General features: G+C 61.4%; 21 protein-coding genes and 3 pseudogenes. 13 read left to right on the forward strand and 11 right to left on the reverse strand.

The window, feature by feature from the left end; translation table 11 throughout:
• Positions 1-92 precede the first annotated feature (92 nt).
• Positions 93-305, reverse strand: a complete 213-nt coding sequence (locus tag BZ163_RS04805) for a hypothetical protein (RefSeq protein ID WP_128869982.1) — start codon at positions 303-305, stop codon at positions 93-95.
• A gap of 48 nt (positions 306-353) precedes the next feature.
• On the reverse strand, positions 354-617 hold the full coding sequence (locus tag BZ163_RS04810) for a DUF2790 domain-containing protein (protein WP_128869983.1): 264 nt from the start codon (positions 615-617) through the stop codon (positions 354-356).
• A gap of 304 nt (positions 618-921) precedes the next feature.
• Here BZ163_RS04810 and BZ163_RS04815 point away from each other — a divergent pair, with 304 nt between their 5' ends.
• Together BZ163_RS04815 and BZ163_RS04820 are read left to right on the forward strand one after the other, a co-directional pair.
• Positions 922-1,662, forward strand: a complete 741-nt coding sequence (locus BZ163_RS04815; RefSeq protein WP_128869984.1) for a response regulator — start codon at positions 922-924, stop codon at positions 1,660-1,662.
• A complete protein-coding gene (locus tag BZ163_RS04820; protein ID WP_128869985.1) occupies positions 1,659-2,972 on the forward strand; it encodes an ATP-binding protein in 1,314 nt (437 codons plus the stop codon). Before BZ163_RS04815 ends, BZ163_RS04820 begins: the two co-directional genes overlap by 4 nt.
• Before the next feature lie 205 nt (positions 2,973-3,177).
• Here the strand turns inward: BZ163_RS04820 and BZ163_RS04830 are convergent, their stop codons facing one another.
• From BZ163_RS04830 to BZ163_RS04840, 3 genes are all read right to left on the reverse strand, one after another.
• On the reverse strand, positions 3,178-3,936 hold the full coding sequence (locus BZ163_RS04830; protein WP_128869986.1) for a DUF2063 domain-containing protein: 759 nt from the start codon (positions 3,934-3,936) through the stop codon (positions 3,178-3,180).
• The gene (locus BZ163_RS04835) at positions 3,929-4,768 is read right to left on the reverse strand and encodes a DUF692 domain-containing protein (RefSeq protein ID WP_128869987.1); all 840 of its coding nucleotides are present in this window, start codon (positions 4,766-4,768) and stop codon (positions 3,929-3,931) included. The genes BZ163_RS04830 and BZ163_RS04835 overlap by 8 nt, the downstream gene beginning before the upstream one ends.
• A gap of 144 nt (positions 4,769-4,912) precedes the next feature.
• On the reverse strand, positions 4,913-6,247 hold the full coding sequence (locus tag BZ163_RS04840) for an acetamidase/formamidase family protein (protein ID WP_128869988.1): 1,335 nt from the start codon (positions 6,245-6,247) through the stop codon (positions 4,913-4,915).
• A gap of 374 nt (positions 6,248-6,621) precedes the next feature.
• Here BZ163_RS04840 and BZ163_RS04845 point away from each other — a divergent pair, with 374 nt between their 5' ends.
• Positions 6,622-7,668, forward strand: a complete 1,047-nt coding sequence (locus BZ163_RS04845; protein WP_128870003.1) for a class I SAM-dependent methyltransferase — start codon at positions 6,622-6,624, stop codon at positions 7,666-7,668.
• 137 nt (positions 7,669-7,805) lie between these two features.
• Positions 7,806-8,648, forward strand: coding sequence for an NAD-dependent protein deacetylase (locus BZ163_RS04850; RefSeq protein ID WP_128869989.1), 843 nt, complete (start codon positions 7,806-7,808; stop codon positions 8,646-8,648).
• 114 nt (positions 8,649-8,762) lie between these two features.
• Here BZ163_RS04850 and BZ163_RS04855 read toward each other — a convergent pair whose 3' ends face one another.
• Positions 8,763-9,665: a LysR family transcriptional regulator gene (locus BZ163_RS04855; protein WP_128869990.1), complete on the reverse strand. Its 903-nt coding sequence runs from the start codon at positions 9,663-9,665 to the stop codon at positions 8,763-8,765.
• Positions 9,666-9,900: 235 nt separating this feature from the next.
• Between BZ163_RS04855 and BZ163_RS04860 the strand changes: the two genes are divergently transcribed.
• From BZ163_RS04860 to BZ163_RS04880, 5 genes are all read left to right on the forward strand, one after another.
• On the forward strand, positions 9,901-10,599 hold the full coding sequence (locus BZ163_RS04860; RefSeq protein ID WP_128869991.1) for a CoA transferase subunit A: 699 nt from the start codon (positions 9,901-9,903) through the stop codon (positions 10,597-10,599).
• Between the two features lie 35 nt (positions 10,600-10,634).
• Entirely contained in the window at positions 10,635-11,300 is a 666-nt protein-coding gene (locus tag BZ163_RS04865) for a CoA transferase subunit B (RefSeq protein WP_128869992.1), read from the forward strand.
• 11 nt (positions 11,301-11,311) lie between these two features.
• Positions 11,312-12,493, forward strand: coding sequence for an acetyl-CoA C-acetyltransferase (locus tag BZ163_RS04870; RefSeq protein ID WP_128869993.1), 1,182 nt, complete (start codon positions 11,312-11,314; stop codon positions 12,491-12,493).
• 326 nt (positions 12,494-12,819) lie between these two features.
• A complete protein-coding gene (locus tag BZ163_RS04875) occupies positions 12,820-13,614 on the forward strand; it encodes a hypothetical protein (RefSeq protein ID WP_128869994.1) in 795 nt (264 codons plus the stop codon).
• Positions 13,615-13,792: 178 nt separating this feature from the next.
• Complete coding sequence (locus tag BZ163_RS04880; RefSeq protein WP_128869995.1) at positions 13,793-14,380, forward strand: hypothetical protein; 588 nt, start codon at positions 13,793-13,795, stop codon at positions 14,378-14,380.
• A 2-nt stretch (positions 14,381-14,382) separates the two neighbouring features.
• Here the strand turns inward: BZ163_RS04880 and BZ163_RS04885 are convergent, their stop codons facing one another.
• Together BZ163_RS04885 and BZ163_RS04890 are read right to left on the reverse strand one after the other, a co-directional pair.
• A complete protein-coding gene (locus BZ163_RS04885; protein ID WP_128869996.1) occupies positions 14,383-15,099 on the reverse strand; it encodes an alpha/beta hydrolase in 717 nt (238 codons plus the stop codon).
• Between the two features lie 140 nt (positions 15,100-15,239).
• Entirely contained in the window at positions 15,240-16,019 is a 780-nt protein-coding gene (locus tag BZ163_RS04890) for an ABC transporter substrate-binding protein (protein WP_128869997.1), read from the reverse strand.
• Between the two features lie 342 nt (positions 16,020-16,361).
• Between BZ163_RS04890 and BZ163_RS04895 the strand changes: the two are divergent.
• Positions 16,362-17,006, forward strand: a pseudogene (locus BZ163_RS04895) (type 1 glutamine amidotransferase).
• Positions 17,007-17,059: 53 nt separating this feature from the next.
• Here the strand turns inward: BZ163_RS04895 and cobF are convergent.
• Positions 17,060-17,815, reverse strand: coding sequence for a precorrin-6A synthase (deacetylating) (gene cobF / locus BZ163_RS04900; protein ID WP_128869998.1), 756 nt, complete (start codon positions 17,813-17,815; stop codon positions 17,060-17,062).
• A complete protein-coding gene (locus BZ163_RS04905; protein WP_128869999.1) occupies positions 17,815-18,387 on the reverse strand; it encodes a histidine phosphatase family protein in 573 nt (190 codons plus the stop codon). Before BZ163_RS04905 ends, cobF begins: the two co-directional genes overlap by 1 nt.
• Before the next feature lie 571 nt (positions 18,388-18,958).
• Here BZ163_RS04905 and BZ163_RS04910 point away from each other — a divergent pair.
• The 3 genes and pseudogenes from BZ163_RS04910 to BZ163_RS04925 all read left to right on the forward strand — a co-directional run bounded on the left by BZ163_RS04910 (position 18,959) and on the right by BZ163_RS04925 (position 22,113).
• Positions 18,959-19,975, forward strand: coding sequence for an arginine N-succinyltransferase (locus BZ163_RS04910; RefSeq protein ID WP_128870000.1), 1,017 nt, complete (start codon positions 18,959-18,961; stop codon positions 19,973-19,975).
• Positions 19,976-20,036: 61 nt separating this feature from the next.
• A pseudogene (astA, locus tag BZ163_RS04915) lies at positions 20,037-21,069 on the forward strand (arginine N-succinyltransferase).
• A 174-nt stretch (positions 21,070-21,243) separates the two neighbouring features.
• Positions 21,244-22,113 (forward strand): oxaloacetate decarboxylase, encoded by an 870-nt coding sequence (locus tag BZ163_RS04925; RefSeq protein ID WP_128870002.1) that lies wholly within the window; start codon positions 21,244-21,246, stop codon positions 22,111-22,113.
• A 108-nt stretch (positions 22,114-22,221) separates the two neighbouring features.
• Here BZ163_RS04925 and BZ163_RS04930 read toward each other — a convergent pair.
• A pseudogene (locus BZ163_RS04930) lies at positions 22,222-23,464 on the reverse strand (M20/M25/M40 family metallo-hydrolase).
• Positions 23,465-23,644 lie beyond the last annotated feature (180 nt).

The following is a 23,644-nucleotide window of genomic DNA, read 5'->3' on the forward strand; positions in this document are numbered from 1 at the left end:
CAGCGAAAGCGATCTGCCAGTCAACATCGATGTTGAATGTGCCGCCGTCTTCGCTGGCAAGCCAGCTCCTACAGGGGGGGAGGCGTGTTGATTCAGGCAGTCTGGTTATCCAGCTGCTGCCCCTGCGGCGTACGGCCGGAACCGTCCTGTGCCAGCAAGGCATCGGCGCCCTGCTTCGCCACCGGGGTCAGCTGGAAGCAGGTGCTGCTGACACAACTCCCTTGTTCCACGGCGGCATTGGCATGGGCGGCGGCGCCAGCCAGGGAGAAGGCAGCGGCGGTCAGAAAGCGCGATAGGTTGTTCATGATGTTCTTCCTGTTGCAAAGGGGATGGGCAATCGGCCAGCAAAGGACTCAGTTGTCGTCGTTGCAGCCGTCGGCAAATTTGCGGTAGTCCAGGACCTGGGTTTTATTCCCGGAGTCCAGGTAGGTCAGCTGGGCATTTACAATCCCGCAGGAAGGCGTGGCGTCCTGTTTCATCGAGATCACCTTCTTGATGTCCAGGTGCGTGCCGTAGGTGTAGGTTTGAGGGGTGACATCGGCTTCGGCGCGGGCCGACAGGGTGCAGATGTTCAGTGCGGCAAACAGGCAGGCGGCGACGACGGCTTTGGTGTTCATGGTGGTTTCCTCAAGGCTTCAATGGGTCAATCGTTGGTTGGGCCGAGGCGTCCTGGCTTGCCTCGATGGAACCTATTAGAAGCCCGCGAGGTATCTCGTCTGTGTCGAAAACAGGCGCGTGTAAATCGATACGTATCAAAGCCGCCCTCTGATACACAGCGATACAAAACCATGGCAAAACGGTGTTTTTGCGTCTGCATGTATCCGCTGCTACAGCAGATACACTGCAATACAAAGGGCTGCGGGCAGGCGGGCCAAGGCTCGATAGACTGTGCGACATCCCCATCTACAGAGGCCTGGCCCCATGGAACACGTCGATCACATTCTCATCGTGGACGATGACCGCGAAATTCGAGAGCTGGTAGGCAACTACCTGAAAAAGAACGGCCTGCGCACCACCGTCGTGGCGGATGGGCGGCAAATGCGCGCGTTCCTCGAATCCACGCCGGTGGACCTGATCGTGCTCGACATCATGATGCCCGGCGACGATGGCCTGATGCTCTGCCGCGAGCTGCGCGCCGGCAAACACAAGGCCACTCCGGTATTGATGCTCACCGCCCGCAACGATGAAACCGACCGCATCATCGGCCTGGAAATGGGCGCCGACGATTACCTGGTCAAACCGTTCGCCGCCCGTGAATTGCTCGCGCGTATCAACGCCGTATTGCGCCGCACGCGGATGCTGCCGCCGAACCTGGTGGTCACCGAAAGCGGGCGGTTGCTGGCCTTCGGCCGCTGGCGCCTGGACACTTCCGCCCGGCACCTGCTCGATGACGACGGCACCATGGTCGCGCTCAGCGGCGCCGAATATCGGCTGCTGCGGGTGTTCCTCGATCATCCGCAGCGGGTGCTCAATCGGGACCAACTGCTGAACCTGACCCAGGGCCGCGACGCCGACCTGTTCGACCGCTCCATCGACTTGCTGGTCAGTCGCCTGCGTCAGCGCTTGCTGGACGACGCCCGCGAGCCGGCGTACATCAAGACCGTGCGCAGTGAAGGCTATGTATTTTCCCTGCCGGTGGAAGTGCTGGGTGCGCCATCATGAACTTCGCGATACGTTGGCCCCGCACCCTCGCCTCGCGGTTGTCGCTGATTTTTCTGATCGGCCTGATCCTGGCGCAGGCCTTGTCCTTTGGCGCGCAGTATTACGAACGTTACGAAAGCGCGAAAAACACCATGCTGGGCAATCTGGAAACCGACGTATCGACCTCCATCGCCATCCTCGACCGCTTGCCGGCCGAAGAACGTGCCAGCTGGCTGCAACAACTGGAACGGCGCAATTACCGCTATTTGCTCGACGAGGGCTCACCGGGCATGCCCATGAGCGACACCCCCATGGCGGTGACCTCGATCAAGGACGCCATCGGCAAGGACTACCCGATGACCGTTACCGACATTCCCGGGCCGATCAAACACTTCCAGGTCCACCTGAAGCTGGCTGACGGCAGCCCGGTGACCATCGATGTACGACCGTCGATGCTGCCGTTGTCGCCGTGGTTGCCCATGATGTTGCTGGGCCAACTGGCGCTGATGATCGCCTGCACCTGGCTGGCCGTGCGAATCGCCATCCGCCCCCTCACCCGCCTCGCCCGGGCGGTGGAGACCCTGGACCCCAACACCCACGCGGTACACCTGGACGAGAAAGGTCCGACCGAAGTCGCCCATGCCGCCAAGGCGTTCAATGCCATGCAGGCACGCATCGCCGCCTACCTCAAGGAACGCATGCAGCTGCTGGCGGCGATCTCCCACGACCTGCAAACCCCGATCACCCGCATGAAACTGCGCGCCGAATTCATGGACGACTCCAGCGAAAAAGACAAACTGTGGAACGACCTCGGCGAAATGGAACACCTGGTGCGCGAAGGCGTGGCCTACGCCCGCAGCATTCACGGTGCCACCGAGGAGAGTCGCCGCATCGATCTGGATTCGTTCCTCGACAGCCTGGTGTTCGACTATCAGGACATGGGCAAGGACGTGCAGCTGGGCGGCAAAAGCGCAGCGGTGATCGATACCCGGCCCCATGCCCTGCGCCGGGTACTGGTGAACCTGACGGACAACGCACTGAAGTTCGCCGGCGCCGCCGAGTTATGGGTGGAGTCGAAGGCCGACGGCAGTTTGTCGGTGAAGGTGATGGACCGTGGCCCCGGCATTGCCGAAGAGGAACTGGCGCATGTGATGGAGCCGTTCTACCGCGTGGAAAATTCCCGCAACCGCAGCACCGGCGGCACCGGACTGGGGTTGGCGATTGCGCAGCAATTGGCGTTGGCGCTCGGGGGTTCGTTGACCTTGAGTCATCGTGAAGGCGGGGGTTTGTGCGCGGAGCTCAGGTTGCCGGGTAGTAAAGCGGGGCGTTGAAAGGAGGGGGATTTCCCGGAGATTGGGGAAAAAGTTACGCGTGTTTCAACGGTGAAACACAGGGCACGACAACACTGCCAATCCAATGTGGGAGCGGGCTTGCTCGCGAAGGCGGTTTGTCAGTCAACATCTCTGTTGAATGTGACGGCCTCTTCGCGAGCAAGCCCGCTCCCACATTGGATTGGCGGTGTTTGGGCGATTGCGGCTATGCGACGACACCCACCACCCCTTCCCCATGCATCTGCCGCAACAATGCCAGCCCGCTGTCGATGAACGCCGTCGACCCGGTGGCCCCCGCCTCCACCGCCAAACCTTCCAGCTGCGCACGGCCACTTAGCTGAGGAAACTCGCCGATCCGCTGCAACAACCGCCACGCCAACGGGCTCAGTTCGGAAAACTTCACACTCCAGTCCTCGGTTCGCCGCACCAACAGCAGCGTCGGCTGCACCGGTGGCGCATCAGGTCGAACATCGGGCCCGACCAACTGGACTGGCCAGACATAGGCCAAAGGCCAGGCCAGTGGCGACACCTGCAGCGGCCGATCCAGCAACATCCCGGCATCGCTGGCCGGCAAGGGCTCGGCTTCGGACTGTTGCAGTGCCATCTCGACCCACTCGTAATGCGCCAGTTCAACCATGAACGGCGGCCACGAGCCTGCACTCAAGGCGTGCGGTTCAGAGGCGAGGAACTCGACAAACTCCTCGGCGATTTCGCCGAATTTCGGCGTGTGCGCGCGGTAGTCCCGCAAAAAGCTGCGCACCAGAGAACGCCAATGCTCATCGCCAAGCACCTTGATCAGCACCGGAAAGGTCCCGCTGAGCAACGATGACAGGTTCGAGAACACCAGCTCGCGGTAAACCCGGGCCCGCGCCACGTCCATTCCGGCCGGCGGCGGGCAGTGCTCGGGATCGCGCAGGTACAGCCCCATCGTCGTTTGCTGCTGATGCAGCGAGTGCTTATCCACGGTTCACCTCCACGGCTTGCAGGCGGCGGATTGTCTGCAATTCGGCCACCAGCTCCGAGAATGCGGGGAAATTGAAATCCCGTTCCAGCAAGGTAGGCTGCGCGCCGAACCGGCCGTAAGCCTGGGCCAGCAACGCCCAGACCACCGGTTTGACCGACGCGCCGTGGGTGTCGATTTTCAAGGAGTCGGATTCATCGAAGTGCCCGGCCACGTGCATCGCCACCACGCGGTCCGAGTCGATACAGGCGAGAAAGGCCTGCGGATCGAAATCGTGATTGATCGAATTGACGTACACATTGTTGACGTCCAGCAACAGGTCGCAGTCGGCTTCGCGCAGCACCGCGTTGGTGAAGGTCACCTCGTCCATGTCCTGCTGTGGCGCGGCGTAGTAGGAGACGTTTTCCACCGCCAGGCGCCGACCGAGGATGTCCTGGGCCTGACGGATCCGCGCGGCCACGTGATGCACGGCTTCTTCGGTAAACGGCAACGGCAGCAGGTCGTAAAGGTGACCATCGTCGCTGCAGTAACTGAGGTGTTCGCTGTACAGCGGCACCTTGTAGTGATCGAGGAACACCCGGACTTCCTGCAGGAATTTGACGTCCAGCGGGGACGGTCCGCCCAACGACAGGGACAAGCCGTGACAGGACAACGGAAAACGTTCGGCCAATGCCCGCAATGCCGCGCCATGGGCGCCGCCGATGCCGATCCAGTTCTCCGGCGCAACTTCCAGAAAGTCGAAGTCGCCCATCGGCGCGGCCTGGAGGTCTTTCATTAAACCGCGACGCAGGCCAAGCCCGACGCTGGCTTTCGCTGATGTGAGGGGGGTGTGCATGATGTCGATCTCAAGGGTTGCCGGAACGGAATCCCAGTTAAGCGCAGGGGTGTATCGAGTCTGTGTTGCGTTGCGGCAGAAAATCGCAGCGCTTGTATCGTCGGCGGGTCTGTACACACTGTGGTACGAACCCGCCGTTTGGCGTTATGCCAGGTCGTATTTTTCGCGCACCAGATGGCCGATGCCGATGCGGTCGAGCACCTTCATCGGGCACAGGAACGTCACGCGGACGGTGCCCGGCAAGCGGCTGATGTCGATCGAGCCCGTGATGGTCGCGCGGTTGAGTACTTCGTCATACGGCAGGCCGGTGACTGCGGCCGCGCGTTTCAAGCCGTTTTCCACGGCCACATTGAGGTTTTCGCCGCTGCCGATGAAGGTGATCGGGCCACTCTGCTCGATCTCGATCTGGCCCCAGCGCTCGCCCAGCTCACGGACTTTTTGCTGTTGCCCGGCATTCATGGGACGGGCCATCGGCGGCAAATCGTCGAGGTTTTGCAGCAGGATCGGCCCTTCCAGCGTCAGGTTTTTGATCACCTCCACCACCACTTCGGTTTCCCCCGAGCAATCGGTGGCATGGCCGGCAATCTCGCCGTTGCCCTGCTGGGCGTGCATGTCGCCCATGTACACGCCGGCACCCGGCACCTTGACCGGGCAGATCAGGACACAGCCTTCGCGGATCGAGTTGGTGTCCATGTGGCCATCGGTCTTGGCCGCGTGCAGCTCTTCGCGGGTCATGCCGAAACGGTGGGGTGCATCGATCAGGTACTGGCCGAAATCGGCGCAGTTGTGGGAGTCGGGCAAGTCACGGGATGGCGTGGTGCCGATGTTGCCGAGGAACGGCCGCATGTGCGCCGCAACGCCGGGCATGTCGGCGCGGGCCAGGGACAGGATCGAGTGCTGGGCGGCGAATTCCGGCAGTGCCGACATTTCGCTGGCCTTGCCCGCCAAACGGTTGGCGATGTCCTGATTGACCGTCAGGCTGACCTGATTCTGCGCATCGAACACGATCACGTAACCATGGCTGAAGCGAAACGCGCTGACTTCGGCGCCACAGGTGTTGCAGCGAATCGAGTCCTCGCCAATGCCTTCGACATGACTGGCCGGGTGTTCGGTGCCGCACTTGGCGCAGAACTTGGAGACGAACGGGTCTCCGTGATAACGCCCTTCAACGAAACTCATCACCCCTGACGAAGTAGCCAGCGAGGTGACGCGCATGCTTTTGATCTTGATCGCCACCGCGTCGCCGATGTCGGCCCCGGCAATCGCCACCGGTTGCGTCACTTCGTGGCCACCTTCAAAGGCCGGCGTGATCATCGGCCCCCAGCAACCCGGCGGCGTGCCGGTGATCAGAGTGCCGCCGTCGGCCAGCGGACCCAGCATCGGCTGGCTCGGGCCGATGAGGCCGTTGGTGTACTGGTCGACCCGCAGGCGATTGACGGGAGAGTGTTTCAAGGCAGGTTCAGAAAGGATCGTGGTCATTATTGTCCCCTTAACGGAATCAGGAGCGAAACGGCCGCCCGCTGCGACGACCAGGAAATTGCCTCGAAAGCCCGTGCTTGCGGGCGCCAGACAACCTTCACAGTTCATCGCAGGTTTGTATCCGGGGTGTGTTCGCCAGTGCACCGGTATTGAGGGCAACTGTATCGAGAAGGTGGATTGATACATTGGGATACACGCGATGTTGCGCTCGCAACGACTTTCGTCGCTCCGGTCAGCAGTGCACGGCCCCCGGACTAAACTTAATGCACGCAGGACGTACTCATCGTCCTGGTCATTCCCACGACCACAGCCCAGGGCTGAACGCCTCGAAAAACCTCGCCTCTGGACCGTGATCCACCACAGGAGCACACATGATGGACGAGGCCCGACTAAATGATTTCATGGGTAAACTGGTAAACGACATGGGCGGCGCGGCGATGCTGGCCAATGTCATCCTCGGCGAAGAACTCGGTCTGTACCGGGCCATGGCCGACAGTCAGCCGATCACCCCTGAAGCGCTCGCCGAAAAGACCGGCTGCAACACGCGCTTACTGCGTGAATGGCTCAGTGCCCACGCCGCCTCCGGGTACATGGAACACCGCGACGGCCAGTTCCGCCTGCCCGAAGAGCAAGCCCTCGCGCTGGCGAACGAAGACTCGCCGGTCTATGTGGCGGGCGGAATCGGGGTGGTCGCGTCGTTTTTCCATGACAAGGACAAACTGGTCAACGCCATGCGCGGCAACGGCGCCCTCGCCTGGGGCGATCACCATCCGTGCATGTTCAGCGGCACGGAGCGGTTCTTCCGGCCAGGCTATAAAGCGCACTTGATCGCCGAATGGCTACCGGCACTCGAAGGGGTGGTCGCCAAACTGGAAGCTGGCGCCAAGGTGGCGGACATCGGCTGCGGCCATGGCGCATCCACCGTGATCATGGCCCAGGCGTTCCCCGATTCGCGGTTCGTCGGTTTCGACTACCACGCGCCCTCCGTCACCGTGGCCACCCAGCGCGCGGAAGAAGGCGGCGTGTCCGGACGTGCGCGGTTCTTCCAGGGCACGGCAAAAAGCTACCCCGGCGATGACTATGACCTGGTCTGCTACTTCGACTGCCTGCATGACATGGGCGACCCGGTGGGCGCGGCACGGCATGCCTATGAGTCGCTGAAACCGGACGGCACGGTGCTGCTGGTGGAACCGTTCGCCAATGACTCGCTCGACGACAACATTACCCCGGTTGGCCGCTTGTTCTACGCCGCCTCGACCTTCATCTGCACCCCGAACTCGCTGTCCCAGGAAGTCGGTCTCGGCCTCGGTGCCCAGGCGGGTGAGGCGCGGTTGCGCAAGGTCTTTACCGAGGCGGGCTTCAAGACGTTCCGGCGGGCGACGGAAACGCCGTTCAACCTGATCCTGGAGGCGCGTAAATAAATCCGGTCGTTCCTCTTGTAGGAGCGAGCTTGCTCGCGAAAAACCTGAAAACGCCGCGGGGTGTCATGCTTGCATGCGTTATCGTTGACCACCATCGCGAGCAAGCTTGCTCCTACAGGTCCTCCAGGGTGTTGAACATGTTCGAAAGCCTCATCCGCGAACAGCTCGACCGGCTCCAGCAGTTGATGGCCGATCAGCCGTTCGTGGTCCTGACCGGCGCTGTCATCAGCACCCCGTCGGGCATTCCGGATTACCGCGACAACCAGGGTGTGCGGCGTGGCCGGTCACCGATGATGTACCAGGAATTCCTCTCGGCCCCCGAATCCCGGCGCCGCTATTGGGCGCGGGCGATGATCGGCTGGCCACGGGTGCGCCAGGCGCGGCCGAACGAGGCCCACGAAGCCTTGGCCAGCCTGCAAAGCGCCCGGCAGATTTGCGGGCTGATCACCCAGAATGTCGATACCTTGCACGACCAGGCTGGCAGCCATGACGTGATCGAACTTCACGGCAGCCTGCACCGGGTGTTGTGCCTGGACTGCGGGCAGCGCAGCGAGCGCGATTCGATCCAGCGCCTGATGGAAACGCAGAACCCTTACCTGGCCGGGGTTGATGCGGTGCAGGCCCCGGATGGCGATACGCTGCTGGATGCGGCGTTCGAAGCACGCTTCCAGGTACCCCATTGTCCGTATTGCGCGGGGGCGCGGATGAAGCCGGACGTGGTGTTTTTTGGCGAGAATGTAGCGCAGGTAACGGCGGCCAAGGCCATGGCGGCGGTCGAAAAGGCGGCTGGATTGCTGGTGGTAGGGTCTTCGTTGATGGCGTATTCGGCGTTTCGGTTGTGTCGGGCGGTAGCGGATCAGGGCAAGCCGCTGATTGCGATCAACCTGGGCAAGACTCGGGCGGATGACATCCTCAATATGAAAATAGAAGCGTCGTGTGAACGGTTGCTGCCGTTGCTGGCGCAACACCTCTCATCCTGATTGACGCAAAACCCTGTAGGAGCTGGCTTGCAGCGAAGGCGGTGGGTCACATGCATTGATGTTGCCTGACACTCCGCTATCGCTGGCAAGCCAGCTCCTACAGGGGGCTGGTGATCAGTTCCTGGAAACCTGGTCGCCCAGGTTTTCTTCCTTGAGGATATCGAACAACGCCTGCGCCGCCGCCGACAGTTCCCCTCCAGGTGTGGTCAACACCCCGATCGCCCGCTCCACCACCGGATCGCGCAAGGTAATGCACCGCGCGCCCAGTTCGCGCATCTGTTGGGCGCACAAGGCTGGCACCGCGCTGACACCCAGCCCGCTGGCCACCATCCTTCCGACTGTCGCCAATTGATGGCTTTCAAACTCCACGGGCAATTTCATGCCCCGGGCCTGCAAGTGTTCTTCGAGCATCACCCGCAGCGTCGACGGTCGCTGCAAGGTGATGAACGGCTCCTGCAACAATGTCTGCCAGTCGACGTCGCGCAGTTCCGCCAACGCAGAATCGTGCGGCACCACCGCCACAAACCGGTCCATGTACAACGGCGTGAATTGCAGCGACGAACTCTGCATCGGCTCAAACGCCACTCCCAGCTCGACCTGTCGATCACGTACCATTTCCAGCACTTGCTCGTTGATCACGTCGTTCACGGTGACGTTGACGTTGGGATACCGCGCGCGGAAAGTCTTGAGGATTGGTGGCAGCAGGTTGCCGGCAAACGACGGCATCGCCGCCAGGGTCACGCGACCGCGCTGCAGGGTGAAGCGCTGGCGCAGCTCATCCTCGGCATTGTCCCAGTCGGCAATCAGTCGCCGTGCCAGCGGCACTAGCGACTCGCCTTCCGGGGTCAGCGCCACATTGCGCGTGTTGCGGGTGAACAAACGCCCGCCCAGGCCCTCCTCCAGCGCCTTGATGGTCAGGCTCAACGCCGATTGCGACAGGTGCAACCGCTCGCAGGCCACGGCGAAGCTCAGGCTCTGGGCCACGGCCAGGAAGGCACGGATCTGCTTGACTGTCATGAACACTGTCTCCAACGTAATACGCATTCCCCTGCAGGAACTGGCTTGCCAGCGAAGGCGGCCTGGAGCCATGCATCGCCCGAGAAGACGCCTTCGCCAGCAAGCCGGCTCCTACAGATTGGTGAGTTTTATCTATTAATCTACCTTAAAAATAAACTTAACAAATAAATCCAGCAGCGCGACACTCCATTCCATTCGGCTAGCCAGCCGCCCATAAAGAATAAAAGAGGTGCATATGGCAGGTTTCGACAAGCGCGTGAGTTCCTACGAAGAAGCTTTGGCAGGTCTTGAAGACGGCATGACCGTAATCGCCGGCGGCTTCGGCCTGTGCGGGATCCCGGAAAACCTGATCAACGAGATCAAGCGCAAAGGCACTCGCGACCTGACCGTGGTTTCCAACAACTGCGGCGTCGACGGTTTCGGCCTTGGCGTACTGCTGGAAGACCGCCAGATTAGCAAAGTGGTGGCGTCCTACGTCGGCGAGAACAAACTGTTCGAAGACCAACTGCTCAAAGGCGAAATTGAAGTCGTCCTGACCCCCCAAGGCACCCTCGCCGAAAAAATGCGCGCAGGCGGTGCAGGCATCCCCGCTTTCTTCACCGCCACCGGCGTCGGCACCCCGGTCGCCGACGGCAAGGAAGTGCGTGAATTCCATGGCCGCCAGTACCTGATGGAAGAATCCATCACCGGTGACTTCGCCATCGTCAAAGGCTGGAAAGCCGACCATTTCGGTAACGTGATCTATCGCCACACCGCCCAGAACTTCAACCCGCTGGCCGCCACCGCCGGCAAGATCACCGTGGTCGAAGTCGAAGAAATCGTCGAGCCCGGCGAGCTGGACCCGGCGCAGATCCACACCCCTGGCATCTACGTCGACCGGGTCATTTGCGGCACGTTCGAAAAGCGCATCGAACAGCGCACCGTGCGTAAGTGAACCCCTGCCCCCGGACCGAATAAGGAATAACAACAATGGCACTTTCCCGCGAACAAATGGCTCAACGCGTCGCCCGCGAAATGCAGGACGGCTTTTACGTAAACCTGGGCATCGGCATCCCGACCCTCGTCGCCAACTACATCCCCGAAGGCATGGAAGTCATGCTGCAGTCGGAAAACGGCCTGCTCGGCATGGGTCCCTTCCCGACTGAAGAAACCATCGATGCCGACATGATCAATGCCGGCAAGCAAACCGTGACCGCGCGTATCGGCGCTTCGATTTTTTCCTCCGCCGAGTCGTTCGCGATGATTCGCGGTGGTCATGTCGACCTGACCGTACTGGGTGCCTTTGAAGTAGACGTGCAAGGCAACATTGCCTCGTGGATGATCCCCGGCAAGCTGATCAAAGGCATGGGCGGCGCCATGGACCTGGTGGCCGGTGCAGACAACATCATCGTCATCATGACCCACGCGTCCAAGGACGGTGAGTCCAAGCTGTTGGACCGCTGCAGCCTGCCGCTGACCGGCGCCGGTTGCATCAAGCGTGTACTGACCGACCTGGCTTACCTGGAAATCGAAAACGGCGCGTTCATCCTCAAGGAACGTGCGCCGGGTGTCAGCGTCGAGGAAATCGTCGCCAAGACCGCCGGCAAACTGATCGTGCCCGATCACGTTCCGGAAATGCAGTTCACTGCCCAGTGAGGAACCTTTCCATGCAAGAAGTCGTCATTGTCGCCGCCACCCGTACCGCCATCGGCAGTTTCCAGGGCGCCCTGGCCAACGTGTCCGCGGTTGACCTCGGCGCTGCGGTGATCCGTCAGTTGCTGGCGCAAACCGGCCTGGACCCTGCCGAAGTCGATGAAGTGATCATGGGCCAGGTATTGACTGCCGGCGCCGGGCAGAACCCTGCGCGCCAATCCGCTATCAAGGCTGGCCTGCCGTTCACTGTGCCGGCCATGACCCTGAACAAGGTCTGCGGCTCGGGCTTGAAAGCGCTGCATCTGGCCACCCAAGCCATTCGCTGTGGCGATGCCGAGGTGATCATTGCCGGCGGCCAGGAAAACATGAGCCTGTCCAACTACGTCATGCCCGGCGCCCGTACCGGGCTGCGCATGGGTAACGCGCAAATCGTCGACACCATGATCAGCGACGGCCTGTGGGATGCGTTCAACGATTACCACATGGGCATCACCGCCGAAAACCTGGCGCAACAATACAACCTGACCCGCGAGCAACAGGACGCGTTCGCCGCGGCCTCCCAGCAGAAAGCCACGGCCGCTATCGAAGCCGGGCGTTTTGTCGATGAGATCACGCCGATCATGATTGCGCAGCGCAAGGGCGAACCGCTGTCCTTCGCCACCGATGAACAGCCACGGGCCGGCACCACCGCCAAAGCCCTGGGCAAACTCAAAGCCGCCTTCAAGAAGGACGGTTCGGTGACTGCCGGTAACGCGTCGTCCCTGAACGACGGGGCGGCCGCCGTGATCCTGATGAGCGCGGAAAAAGCCAAGGCCCTGGGTTTGCCAGTGCTGGCGAAAATTGCCGCCTACGCCAACGCCGGCGTCGACCCGGCGATCATGGGTATCGGCCCGGTATCGGCCACTCGCCGTTGCCTGGACAAGGCCGGCTGGTCGATCGGGCAACTGGACCTGATCGAAGCCAACGAAGCCTTCGCCGCGCAATCCCTGGCGGTGGCCAAGGACCTGGAATGGGACCTGGACAAGGTCAACGTCAACGGTGGCGCTATCGCCCTGGGTCACCCGATCGGTGCCTCGGGTTGCCGGGTGCTGGTGACCTTGCTGCATGAAATGATCAAGCGTGACGCCAAGAAAGGCCTCGCCACCCTGTGCATCGGTGGTGGTCAGGGCGTGGCACTGGCGATCGAGCGAGCGTAAAGCGTTCAACAGACTGCGCGGGGGCCCACGAAGAACCGTCGCAGTCTGGCAACACACCCGGTGCGACTCACGTCGCACCGGGTCTTCCCCTTTACCGGGCTGTGAACCCGTACCCCTGTAGGAGCTGGCTTGCCAGCGAAGGCGGTAGATCAGTCACCATCGTCGTCGGATATGAAATCGCCTCGCTGCAAGCCAGCTCCTACAGGGGCCGTGGCGAGATCACGGCCTTTGCATTTCAAGCTTTGTATACACTATCTCCCCACATATGAAGCAATCCTCCGCCGGCAATGCTAACGTTGCTCCTCACTCAGGTCGGAGATGCGTGCGTGTTGATCCTCAAATTGCTGGTAATTCCCGGATTTCTCTTGCTGATTTCCCTCGCGGGCAAACGCTGGGGACCTAGCGTCGCCGGTTGGTTGTCGGGGTTGCCGGTAGTAGTGGGGCCGATTCTGTTCTTCCTCGCCATCGAGCAAGGTGAAGTGTTCGCCGCACAGTCCGCGACCGCGGCGTTATCGGCCATGTTCGCGATGATAGCCTTCTGTGTGACCTACGCTCGGGTCGCACAGCGAACCGGTTGGCCTTGGGCTCTGGTGATTGCGCTGATGGTCTGGGCCACGGCGGCTGTGGTGCTGTCCCTGGTTCCACCGTCGCTGGTGTTTTCGGTGATTGCCGCCGCGACAGCGCTGCTGGCGGCGCCGTACCTGTTTCCAAAGGTGCAGCCCATTCTTTCAGGCCCGGCACCGAAGTCCGACAAATTACTGTTGCGGATGGTGGCCGGAGCCCTGTTGACCCTGGCCGTCACGCTGCTGGCCAGCACTGTCGGCGAACGCTGGAGCGGCCTGCTCGCGGTGTTCCCGGTCCTGGGCAGCGTGATGGCGGTATTCTCCCAGCAAACCCGCGGGCCCGCATTTACGGCGGCCTTGCTGCGGGCCACCGCAACCGGGATGTATTCCTTTAGCGCGTTCTGCCTGGTCCTGGCATTGACCTTGCCAAGCCTGGGCCTGAGCGCTTTCGGCCTCAGCGTCGCGGTGTCCGTGGCCATGCTCGGGGTCACCAGGCGCCTGCTGGCAAAACCGGCGACACCCGCGCCCGAGGTCGGGGAGCCGGCAATCAGGCGCTGAACTGTACTCCCGGCTGGCGACCAGGCGCTCGCCTGCCCGGGGATCTGAAGGAACAGACAGGACAGCCACTGAACCAGTTGTCGTAATCCATCCCCGACCCTGCATGGCACAGTGCGAGTGCACCGGACTCTGTGGGATCATCGCCCGCCAAAGCGCGACCATCCCCTGGAGTTTCTGAATGTCATTGTTGAGTAAAAAAGCCGTTGTCCTGTTGTTGACGGCGGTTGCCAGTCTCGGCGCGTTGAATGCACAGGCCGCCAAGGCGACGGCCAGCGACAAGGCGCCGGCGCAGAAGGTTTCGATGCTGGGCGGCAAGTTCAAGTTCACCTTGCCCAAGGGCTTTGTCGCCACCCCGTTGCCCGCCGGCGACGCGGCCACCGGTACCGCCGGGGCGACGGGCACCATGTACACCAACCAGACCACCAAAACCGTAGTGATCGCGGCTGAAAACACCATTCCCGGCGGCGTCAACGTCAAGGACAACGACGGTCAGTTCCTCGACTCCGCCGTGTCCAACTTCGCTACCGAGCAAGCCGCCGCGCTGCCGGACTTCACCAAGCTCAGCGAGAAAAGCCTGACCCAGAAAGGCACTGGCCTGGGGCTGCGGCAGATCGACAGCACCGCCACCCAGGGCGGCGGCAAAACCCTCGACACCACGCTGATGGCGGCGTCCAACAAGCGCATGGCGATCGTCCAGGTGATTTCCCGCCTCAGCGACAATGCCGGCCACGAGGCGCTGGTCAAACAGATCGTCGCGGGCAAGTAGGGTCAGGGATTGAGTCGCTGCAGCCAGGCGCTCAAATCCTGCATTTCGGTCGCGCTGATGCTGTGACCGACACCCGGGTAGGCATGGAACTCCGGCTTGAGTGACAGGCTCTGCAACAGGCTGTTCGCCTCCGTGCCGTCGTTGTACGGAAGGCGTTTGTCCGCGGTGCCATGACCGATGAAAACCGCCAGCGCCTGGCGTTTTGCATCCGGTTTGAGCTCGGACTTGAGCACCGGCAGAATCCGCCCGCTCAACGCCGCGATTCCGCCTACTGCCTCGGGCTGACGCAGCGCCACCTCGTAGGACATGATCGCACCCTGGCTGAACCCCACCAGGAATACCTTGTCCGGTCGAGTGTGATACTTCTTCGCAGCCTGTGCGACGAAATCCTGCAGCAGCTGCGCGCTGGACTTCAGATCATCGGTTTCGCCGTTATAGGCACCGGTGCCTTTTTCGCGAAACCACTTGTAACTACCCTCTTCCATCACCATCGGTGCCCGCACCGACAGGTAGTTATAGTGCGTGGGCAACTCATCCTTGATGTCGAACAGGTCCTGCTCGTTACTGCCGTAACCGTGGAGGAAAATCACCAGGGGCTGATCGCGGGATTCGGCGTGGGTCTGCTCCAGGTACTTGAGCGGCAGATCGGTGTGCAGCGGGGTTTGAGCGTGGACGGCGGCGGACGCCAGCAGTGTAAGCAGAGCAACAAACTTCAACATGAACCTTCCTTCACACGTGCAGGATTCGGGTAGAGCCTAACACTCTTGTCGCCGACCGGAGCTCTGAGCTGCCGCAGGCTGCAATCCTTTGATCTTGCTTTTAAAAAACAACATCAAAAGATCGCAGCCTTGTTTCGTGATTAATGGCCGTAAACGTCGAAATCGAAGTACTTGTCCTGCACCTGCTTGTACTTGCCGTTGGCGCGGATTTCGCTGATGGCGGTGTTGAACTGGTCCGCCAGGGCTTTATCACCCTTGCGCACGGCGATACCGGCGCCGCCGCCGAAGTACTTGGCGTCTTCATAGGTCGGGCCGACGAAGGCGAAGCCCTTGCCCGCGTCGGTTTTCAGGAAACCGTCGTCCAGGGTGACCGAGTCGGCCAGCGTCGCGTCCAGGCGACCGGAAACCATGTCCAGGTTGGCTTCCTGCTGGGAGCTGTAGCGCACCAGGATTATGCCGGCCGGTTGCAGCACTTCAGTGGCAAAGCGGTCGTGGGTACTGGCGCGCAGCACCCCGACTTTCTTGCCCTTGAGTTCGGTCAGCGGGTCCTTGACGTCGGTGCCTTGCTTCATCACGAAGCGTGCCGGGGTGTGGTAGTACTTGATGGTGAAATCGACGTTTTTCTTACGGTCGTCAGTGATGGTCATCGACGAGAGAATGGCGTCGATTTTCTTGACCTTCAGTGCCGGAATCAGGCCGTCGAACTCTTGCTCGACCCAGGTGCATTTCACTTTCATCTGTTCGCACAGCGCATCGCCGATGTCCACGTCGAAACCGGTGAGTTTGCCGTCGGGGGTTTTCATCGAGAATGGCGGGTACCCGGCTTCGATACCGATGCGGATCGGCTTGGCGTCATCGGCCACGGCGGTCAGGGACAACATCGACAGTGCCAGGGCACCGAACATCACTAGCTTGTTCATTTATAACTCCTGTGTGCGGAGGCTTCTTATTGGCAGCGTTCGATTGGCTTTCGGTGGCTGGTTCCGGTGCTGAATGCGTTGGAGAGCCACCGAAGTGGCCGGCAGTCTAGAGGGGCTTCCCCGGGGCAAATTGTGTTCAAGCGACAAATACTTATAAAAAAGCAGCCACCGAATCAGAGACGCTTGATGCCTGCGCCAAGGCGGTACACGGACTGTAGGACAAGCCCATGTTTCGGAAAAAACCTTCACGATTTCGGTAAAAATCCGCTTGATGACTCCGACTGGCGATCCGTGATTTTTTGCGGCACATTGAGCGCCCCATCGCCCAACACGAGAAACGTGATGCCTACGTTGAACCTGATCCAGCACCACCCTGCCGAAGGTCCCGGCGCCATTGGCGAGTGGGCCGCAGCCCGGGGCGTGACGCTGAATGTCTTTCGCGCCGACCTCGGCCATTTGCCGCCGGTGAGTGCGGCACCGGTGATTCTGTTGGGCGGGCCCTATGAGTCCCACGCGGGGCCGGCGTGGCTGGAAGCCGAACGGCAATGGCTGGCGGGCAGCCTGGACCAGGGCGCGGCGGTGTTTGCGATTTGCCTGGGGGCGCAGTTGCTGGCGTTGAGTCTGGGCGGCCATGTACGGCGGATGGACCGCAGCGAAACCGGCTGGACCCCGGTGATGTTTGCCGATGGCCAGAGGCTCAAGGTGCTGGAGTGGCACGAAGACGCGATCGACCTGCCGCCCGATGCGTAGTTGCTGGCCAGCAGTGATCGATGCCGGCAGCAGATGTATCGCGTCGGACCGACGCGGCTGGGGCTGCAGTTTCATCCGGAGTGGAATGCCGAATCCGTGGCGACGCTCAATGCGCACTTTGCCGACGAGTCACCCTTGCCTCGGGAACCACAGGACAGCGCCGCCCATGCAGCCGTCTTTGACTGGCTGCAGGTGACGCTGGATGGGTGGTGGGCTGCATCGTCAGGCACACACTAACCCTGTGGCGAGCGAGCTTGCTCGCGAAGGGGCCAGCCCAGACACCGATGCACTCAAGGCTTGCGCAACAGATAAGTATCCATGATCCACCCATTCGCCAGCCGCGCCGCCTTGCGCACCCGCTCGATCTCATCCGCCACGTCCTCGAGCTTGCCGCTGATGAGGATTTCATCCGGCGTCCCCAGGTAGGCTCCCCAGTAAATCTGTGTCTGTTGATCCGCCACCTGATGGTAGGAGTCTTCTGCATCGAGCATCACCACCAGGCTGTCGGCATCGCTCACCTGCCCCGCCGCCAGGCGCCTGCCGGTGGTGATTTCAATCGAGCGGCCGATGCGATTCAACGGCACCTTGTGCTGCGCCGCCAGGGCCTGGACGCTGGTGATGCCGGGGATCACTTCAAACTCGAACACACAACGACCCGAGGCCAGAATCGCCTGCAGGATCCTTATGGTGCTGTCGTACAACGCCGGGTCGCCCCACACCAGAAAACCGGCGCACTGGTCGTCAGACATTTGCTCATCGATCAGCCGTTCGAACGTCATTTGCTTGGCCAGGTTCAGCTCTTCCACGCTGGTCTTGTAGTCCACATCACCCCGCTCGCGCTCCGGGCTGTGGGCTTCGACGAAGCGATACGTGCGATCCGTGATGTAGCGATCGCAGATCTCCCGGCGCAGGGAGATCAGTTTGTCTTTGCTCTGGCCCTTGTCCATGAGGAAAAACACGTCGACCAGGTTCAGCGCTTTCACCGCTTGCATCGTGATGTAGTCGGGATTGCCGGCACCGATGCCGATGACCAGAAGCTTTTTCATCAATGTATTTCCTCGAGGTCAGTGCCGATTAAACGCAAGCGCCAGCAACCATTGAACCGTAACTCGATGGCCGACAGCGGCTCGACATCGATCAGATGGAACGCCGCGGCTTGCAGCACTTGAGTCAGCGCGGCGCGAATGACAAACGGATGGGTGATGGCGACGATGTGCCTGGGCGTCGCCTCCAGTGTCGCCAGCCAGGCGCTCACCCGTTCACCGAGTTGCACCACCGACTCGCCGCCATGGGGGGCCGAGGCCGGGTCGTCGAGCCAGGCCTGGAGCATGTCCGGTTCGGATTTAAGCAAATCGTCGATCCGCGCGCCTTTCCAGCGCCCGAAATCGCAATCGCGCAGCGCAGGGACCACCTCCATGTCGCCGCCGAACAACCCGGCGGTTTGTCTAGCCCGCAGTTCCGGGCCGCAGAGCAGGCGCGGCGTTCCCTTGAACCGGGCGCGGCGGGCACCCATCGCCGATTGCCCGACCATCTCCAATGGCTCATCTGTAGGAAAACGCCCAAGTTTCTGTGCGACGGTTCTAGCGTGGCACATCAGCGTCAAACGGGTCGATTGCACGAACGATCACTCTGTTTAAAGGAGAAAAACGGCTTTAAACCGTCAATATCCGGGTAATTGTGCCGCAAGTCACGCGATCGGGGGCGTTTCGTTTCAGCCGATTGCACGGCATATCCCTGCTTGAAAATCGGCTATCTCCGATACCTTTATAGGCGATGTCTTACACAGTCAGTCGAGTTCGCCGTAGCCCCCGGCATACGGGCATTTCGCCCCATTTCCAGGCATGGAAACACCGTGAAAAATTAACTAGACAGGGCGCAGGCGATAAATAAATACTGTTTTCTCGGATCAGCAATTGAAACCGCCCCCCCATCCAGCAGGAGCCCGGATGCCCTCTCGCAACGACCACCATGACCGCCTCATTTCCCCCTGCGCTCAGTTGCATGTTCGACGGCTATTTCAACAAAAAACCCGTCGCCGGCACGGTGCTGCCCCACCCACTAACGGCTGATAAAAATAAAGTGTGACGTCTGACAGTCATGCAGACGATCGCCCATTCAATGCGTGGAAACCGACAGTGATAGTCAGGTCCGGTGCCGACCACCGAACCCATTGATACAGGAGTGCATCCATGCTGGTCTTACGCCCAGTGGAGTTAACCGATCTGCCCCAGTTGCAGCAACTTGCCCGCGAAAGCCTGGTGGGCGTCACGTCCTTGCCGGACGACACCGAACGCTTGCGCCGCAGGATTCTCGATTCTGACGCCTCATTCGAAAAAGACGTTCAGGGCAATGGCCCGGAGAATTACTTCTTCGTGCTGGAAGACCCGTCGACCCGACGCTTGGCGGGCTGTTCGGAAATCCTCGCCACCGCAGGCTTCAGCCAACCGTTCTACAGCCTGCGTAACCGGCACTTCACCAGTGCCTCGCGGGAGCTGAACATCGAGCACGGGGTACCCGCGTTATCGTTATGCCACGACCTCAGTGGCCACACCTTGCTGCGGGGCTTTCATATCGATGCAGCGCTGGTGCGCACACCGGCAGCCGAGTTGTTGTCACGGGCACGGCTGTTGTTCATTGCCGCTCATTCGCAGCGCTTTGCCGACGCGGTGATTACCGAGATCGTCGGCTTCAGCGACGATCAAGGCGGGTCGCCATTCTGGGATGCGCTGGGCAAGCATTTCTTCGACTTGTCCTACGCCGAGGCCGAGCGACTCTGCGGCCTGGAGAGCCGGACTTTCCTCGCCGAACTGATGCCGCATTACCCGATCTATGTGCCGATGCTGCCCCAGGCCGCGCAGGATTGCATCGGCCGCATCCACCCCGATGGCCAGGAAGCCTTCGATATCCTCGCGCGCGAAGGATTCGCGACCAACAACTACATCGACCTGTTCGACGGCGGCCCGACGCTGCATGCGCGTACCTCGAACATCCGCTCGATTGCGCAGAGCCAGGCCGGTGTCGCGCAATCGGGCTTGGCCATCGATGCCCGTGGCCGCTATCTGGTGAGTAACGATTCACTCAAGGACTATCGCGCAATCGTCGCCGATCTGGACTACAGCCCGGGACAACCGGTGACTTTGGATACCCGGATGTGCGCGGCGCTGAAGGTGACACAAGGCAGCCCGATCCGGCTGATTGCCCTGTGAGCAGCCTGCGGGCCTGTGCCCGGCGACAGCGTCCGAACAAGCGTGAAGAAGGAACTGCAGCATGATTGTCCGTCCGGTCAGCGTCACTGACATGCCAGCCTTGCTCGCCCTCGCGCGGCAGGCCGGCCCCGGCTTCACCACCCTGCCGGCCAGTGAGGAACGCCTGGCCCACCGGCTGCGCTGGGCCCAACGCACCTTCGCCGGGCAGGTCGAGCGTGCCGATGCCGATACCTGTTCGTGCTCGAAGATGACGATCAACAAGTGGTGGGGGTCAGCGCCCTCACGGGGGCCGTCGGCCTGCGTGAGCCGTGGTACAACTACCGGGTCGGGCTCACGGTCAGTTCATCGCCGGACCTGGGTATCCAGCGGCAGATCCCGACTTTGTTCCTGAACAATGAAATGACCGGGCAATCGGAAATCTGCTCGTTGTTCCTGCGACCCGATCAACGCCAGGACAACAATGGTCGATTACTGTCATTGGGGCGGCTATTGTTCGTTGCCGAGTTTGTGCACCTGTTTGGCGACAAACTGATCGCCGAACTGCGTGGCAGCGCTGACGAACAAGGGAGTTCGCCGTTCTGGGACAGTCTGGGCCGGCATTTCTTCAAGATGGATTTCCGCCATGCCGATCACTTGTCCGGGCTGGGCAACAAATCGTTCATCGCCGAGCTGATGCCACGCCAACCGCTCTACACCTGCCTGCTGACCGAACAGGCCCGGGCAGTGATCGGCAAAGCCCATCCGAGCACCGAACCGGCGTTGAAAATCCTCATCGCCGAAGGCTTTGCCCATAATGGCCATATCGACATTTTCGACGCGGCCCGGTCATCGAGGCGCCGATTGCAAAAATACGCACCGTGCGCGATAGCCAGCCACTGGTGCTGGCCATTGGCACACCGGACGATGAAGCACCGGTATGGCTGATCCACAATCGCCGCCTGGAAAACTGCCGCATCACCAGCGCTCGCGCACGGCGGGTGGGCAACAGCCTGATCGTCGACCGCCTCACCGCCAAGCGCCTGCAACTGCAACCCGGCAACTCGGTGCGCGCCGTGCCGCTGCTCGATCAACTACCGCAGGCGGTGGCTGCGTGATCAGGCTCCAGCACTGACACTGGCCACAACAAGCTCTCTGGCCGCAGCAATCGGCGTGATTGCGCGATTGCCTGCAAATTCGTCATCATTTCTCCCCCTCGCGCGTGATAGCCTTTTGTTTCTTCGGCGTTGACACTTTTGCTCAAGCCCGTCCATTCCATTGGTGGAACTCATATGTCCAGGCTTTCTCATCAAGATTTGCGCCGTAACTTTCGCCAGCTGTTCGCCTCCGATGCCTGTTATCACACCGCGTCGGTCTTCGACCCGATGTCGGCACGCATTGCCGCTGACCTGGGTTTTGAAGTGGGGATCCTCGGCGGTTCGGTTGCGTCGCTGCAGGTGCTGGGCGCGCCCGATTTTGCCTTGATCACCCTCAGCGAGTTCGCCGAGCAGGCCACCCGCATCGGCCGCGTGGCCCAACTGCCGGTCATCGCCGACGCCGATCACGGCTACGGTAACGCGCTCAACGTGATGCGCACCATCGTCGAACTCGAGCGCGCCGGCGTGGCCGCGCTGACCATCGAAGACACCCTGCTGCCGGCGCAGTTCGGCCGCAAATCCACCGACCTGATCACGGTCGCCGAAGGTGTCGGCAAGATTCGCGCGGCGCTGGAAGCCCGGGTCGACCCGGAGATGGCGATCATCGCCCGCACCCATGCGGGGATCCTGCCGGTCCAGGAAATCATCAGCCGCACCCGGCATTACCAGCAGGCGGGGGCGGACGGCATTTGCATGGTGGGCGTGCGGGACTTCGACCATCACGAACAGATCGCCGAGCACCTGAGCGTGCCGCTGATGCTGGTCACCTACGGCAACCCGTTGCTGCGCGACGACAAACGCCTGGCCGAACTGGGCGTGCGGGTCACCATCGACGGCCATGGTGCGTACTTCGCTGCGATCAAGGCCACTTACGACAGCCTGCGGGAACAGCGGCAGATCTTTACCCAGGCCTCGGACCTGAGCGCGACCGAGCTGACGCATACGTATACGCAGCCTGAGGAATATATTCGGTGGGCGGAGGAGTTCATGAGCGTCAAGGAGTGAGGGTTCAACCATATATATTGGTGTGAACCGAACCGACGCCTTCGCGAGCAAGCCCGCGAAGGCGCCAGTCGCTACACCGCTAAACCACGGCCTTGACCCGCACCTCGCTTACTTCTTGGCCAGTTCCATAATCATCCGCGACAACAGATAAATCCGCGGCGCCACGCTTTCCACTTCCGCGTATTCCTCCGGCGTATGAATATTGCCGCCGACAATCCCGAACCCATCCAGGGTCGGTGTCCCCACACCGGCCGAGAGGCTGGCGTCCGCCGCCCCGCCACTGCCTTCTTCCGTCAGCTTGCGGCCAATTTCACCGTAGATCCCCTGCGCCATGGCCATCAAGCGATCCGATTCCGCCGTCTGCGGCATCGGCGGCAAGCCACGTTGCAGCGTCGTGGTGACTTCAGTCTCGGCAATCAGTTTGTCCTTGGACACCCGCGCCAGGTCCTTCTCGATCCGGTCGAACTCTTCCGGCACCGCGGCCCGCACGTCGGCCTTGGCCGTCGCCTGATCCGGGATCACATTGGTGCGGTCGCCGGCCTTGATCACAGTGAAGTTGATGGTGGTTTTCTTTTCCGCATCCCCCAGTTTGCCCAGTTGCAGAATCTGGTGCGCCGCTTCCATCGCGGCATTGCGACCCAACTCCGGGGCGACACCGGCGTGGGCAGCCTTGCCTTTGACCTCGACCACCGCGGTGGCACTGCCTTTGCGCCACACCACCAGGCCATCCGCCGGGCGCCCCGGCTCGAGGTTGAGGGTCACGTCGTGGGCCTTGGCGGTTTTCTTGATCAGGTCGGTGGCGATGTCCGAGCCGGTTTCTTCGCTGGCATCGAGCAGGAAGGTGATCTGCGCGTAGTCCTTGAAGTCGAGGTTTTTCAGGACTTTCAGCGCATAGATGCCGGCGACGATGCCGCCCTTGTCGTCCATCACCCCTGGCCCGTAGGCGCGGCCCTCCTTGATGTGGAAGGGCCGCTCGGCCGCGGAGCCTTCCTTGAATACGGTGTCCATGTGCGCCATCAAGAGGATTTTCGCCTTGCCGGTGCCTTTCAGGGTCGCGAGCACATGGTTGCTTTTGTCCGGGGTGTTCGGCACGAGTTCGATGGTGGCGGCCGAGTTTTTTCAGCTCGTCGATGGCAATGTCGCTGACTTGGGTCAGGCCCGGTTCATAACCGGAACCGGAGTCGATGTTCACCAGCCGCTCCAGCAGTTTCAGGGCTTCGCCTTTGTACTGCTCGGAATCGGCGAGGACCTGTTTGTGCGGCTCGGCGAACGCCACGGGGGCGCAGGCGCCGAAGGCGAGGGTCAAGCCGAGGCTGGTGGCGAGCAGGGAGCGAGGGAGATTGAGCGTCATGAATCGATCCTTGTTTCGTGTCAGGGGAGCTGAAACCCTACCTGACTGCGCTGCAAGGCTCTACACCGAATGCGACGCATACGAACCCGAATCACCACCGATCCCCTGTAGGAGCTGGCTTGCCAGCGAAGGCGGTGTGTCAGGCGACAAATTTATCGCCTGAACGGACGCCTTCGCTGG

It is taken from the genome of Pseudomonas sp. VI4.1 (genome assembly GCF_002029345.1).
GTDB lineage: Bacteria > Pseudomonadota > Gammaproteobacteria > Pseudomonadales > Pseudomonadaceae > Aquipseudomonas.

What these genes read in the sequence shown, in the direction of transcription:
- BZ163_RS04855 (WP_128869990.1), bottom strand. Translation starts at nt 9,665, where the DNA reads ATGACAGTCAAGCAGATCCGTGCCTTCCTGGCCGTGGCCCAGAGCCTG.
- BZ163_RS04810 (WP_128869983.1), bottom strand. Translation starts at nt 617, where the DNA reads ATGAACACCAAAGCCGTCGTCGCCGCCTGCCTGTTTGCCGCACTGAAC.
- BZ163_RS04820 (WP_128869985.1), top strand. Translation starts at nt 1,659, where the DNA reads ATGAACTTCGCGATACGTTGGCCCCGCACCCTCGCCTCGCGGTTGTCG.
- BZ163_RS04865 (WP_128869992.1), top strand. Translation starts at nt 10,635, where the DNA reads ATGGCACTTTCCCGCGAACAAATGGCTCAACGCGTCGCCCGCGAAATG.
- cobF (WP_128869998.1), bottom strand. Translation starts at nt 17,815, where the DNA reads ATGAAAAAGCTTCTGGTCATCGGCATCGGTGCCGGCAATCCCGACTAC.
- BZ163_RS04840 (WP_128869988.1), bottom strand. Translation starts at nt 6,247, where the DNA reads ATGACCACGATCCTTTCTGAACCTGCCTTGAAACACTCTCCCGTCAAT.
- BZ163_RS04850 (WP_128869989.1), top strand. Translation starts at nt 7,806, where the DNA reads ATGTTCGAAAGCCTCATCCGCGAACAGCTCGACCGGCTCCAGCAGTTG.
- BZ163_RS04845 (WP_128870003.1), top strand. Translation starts at nt 6,622, where the DNA reads ATGGACGAGGCCCGACTAAATGATTTCATGGGTAAACTGGTAAACGAC.
- BZ163_RS04815 (WP_128869984.1), top strand. Translation starts at nt 922, where the DNA reads ATGGAACACGTCGATCACATTCTCATCGTGGACGATGACCGCGAAATT.
- BZ163_RS04870 (WP_128869993.1), top strand. Translation starts at nt 11,312, where the DNA reads ATGCAAGAAGTCGTCATTGTCGCCGCCACCCGTACCGCCATCGGCAGT.
- BZ163_RS04925 (WP_128870002.1), top strand. Translation starts at nt 21,244, where the DNA reads ATGTCCAGGCTTTCTCATCAAGATTTGCGCCGTAACTTTCGCCAGCTG.
- BZ163_RS04885 (WP_128869996.1), bottom strand. Translation starts at nt 15,099, where the DNA reads ATGTTGAAGTTTGTTGCTCTGCTTACACTGCTGGCGTCCGCCGCCGTC.
- BZ163_RS04880 (WP_128869995.1), top strand. Translation starts at nt 13,793, where the DNA reads ATGTCATTGTTGAGTAAAAAAGCCGTTGTCCTGTTGTTGACGGCGGTT.
- BZ163_RS04890 (WP_128869997.1), bottom strand. Translation starts at nt 16,019, where the DNA reads ATGAACAAGCTAGTGATGTTCGGTGCCCTGGCACTGTCGATGTTGTCC.
- BZ163_RS04860 (WP_128869991.1), top strand. Translation starts at nt 9,901, where the DNA reads ATGGCAGGTTTCGACAAGCGCGTGAGTTCCTACGAAGAAGCTTTGGCA.
- BZ163_RS04835 (WP_128869987.1), bottom strand. Translation starts at nt 4,768, where the DNA reads ATGCACACCCCCCTCACATCAGCGAAAGCCAGCGTCGGGCTTGGCCTG.
- BZ163_RS04910 (WP_128870000.1), top strand. Translation starts at nt 18,959, where the DNA reads ATGCTGGTCTTACGCCCAGTGGAGTTAACCGATCTGCCCCAGTTGCAG.
- BZ163_RS04805 (WP_128869982.1), bottom strand. Translation starts at nt 305, where the DNA reads ATGAACAACCTATCGCGCTTTCTGACCGCCGCTGCCTTCTCCCTGGCT.